At 26.1% G+C, this 1,336-nt stretch carries 2 protein-coding genes; both read right to left on the bottom strand.

What is annotated here, in order from left to right:
* Positions 1–97: 97 nt before the first annotated feature.
* Positions 98–370, bottom strand: a complete 273-nt coding sequence (locus Q0370_RS06295) for a type II toxin-antitoxin system RelE/ParE family toxin (RefSeq protein WP_299573548.1) — start codon at positions 368–370, stop codon at positions 98–100.
* Positions 355–570: a type II toxin-antitoxin system RelB family antitoxin gene (gene relB, locus Q0370_RS06290; protein WP_006806162.1), complete on the bottom strand. Its 216-nt coding sequence runs from the start codon at positions 568–570 to the stop codon at positions 355–357. The genes Q0370_RS06295 and relB overlap by 16 nt, the downstream gene beginning before the upstream one ends.
* Between the last annotated feature and the right edge of the window lie 766 nt (positions 571–1,336).

Genomic DNA, 1,336 nt, shown 5'->3' with positions numbered 1-1,336 from the left:
GATAAAACTACCATCCTGTACCATATATTATATTTTGAGTTTACACAAAATTCTGGACACTCTCTTATAAAAATAACTTTATAAAATAGCCTCAGTATCAACTATTATAAATATTTTTTCTATGCCCTACTTCTAATGCTAATATTACTAAATTTTCATCTTGAATATTTACAATAACTCTGTAATTTCCTATTCTATATCTCCATTGTCCTTTTCTATTTGCTTTCAACATTTTTCCTTTACTGCGTGGATCTTCTGCAATATTTTCTAAATAAATTTTTATTCTTTTTTTTACAAATTCATCTAGTTTGCTAAAGTCTTTTACGAAATGTGGAGTTGGGATTATTTTATATTTTACAGTTCTTCCCATTTTAAAACTTCTCCTCCATTTTTCAAATAGCTTTCATATTCTGATAATCTTAAATCTGCTATTTTGGCATCATATTCATCTTCTAGTGAGTCAAACACTTTTGATTTTATTAACTCTGACAATGTAACTCCTTCAAATTGTGCCATGCTTTGCAAAAATTTTTTTTCCATATCGGACACTTTTAAACTTATGGAAGCCATGATACTCACTCCTTATATTTTATTTTTTGGGTAATACCATTATACTACTTTTTAAATTTTTGTCAATAATTTTTTACCTCAAATTCATCTGTCATCATCAATAACATAAAACTATTTTTGAATTAAAAATCTAATTTACAATATAGAACTAAAATAAGCCCATATTAGCCCCATAACGAAAAAATTTTGCATCAGACAAAGATTTATACCAGAAAGCGATTTAACAAACGCTACGGGCTTAATATGACGCAATATGAACTTTAATTTTTATCATCATCAATTTTATTTTATAATTTTAAGAAATTTTATCCTGATTTTTCTAATATATTTTTTTAATCAAAAAAAGAGCTTGTGCAAACATTTTGGAAGAAAACTCCCAATAATCTGTACATAAGCTCAAATATTTTATTTTTTATTCAATTAAATTTTCTTTTGATATTTTAAAATGAGTTGAAGTAAAATTTCTTAAACTGCCCATCCACCTCCAAAAACTGGGCTCTCATTTTCACGCTTAAACTAATATTACCTTATTTTTTTCAAAAAATCAAGCCCTTTTCAAAAGTTTTTCCCCATAAACTTTCCGAAATTTTCTAAATTTTGGAAAGCACGCTTACAAGTTTCTCGAAAATTAAAAAATTTTAGAAACTTATCGTGATTTTTTCAGCACATAAAATTTTGAAAAAATGGCTTTCGTTTGCACTCAAAAACTCATTTCATTCGTGAAAATAAAGTTACAATTCTCAAATTTAAAGATCATATTTTGCAT

This window comes from uncultured Leptotrichia sp. (assembly GCF_938036635.1).
Classification (GTDB): domain Bacteria; phylum Fusobacteriota; class Fusobacteriia; order Fusobacteriales; family Leptotrichiaceae; genus Leptotrichia; species Leptotrichia hongkongensis.
Note: the sequence above shows the minus strand (reverse complement) of the source record. Positions and strands in the feature narration are given on the sequence as shown.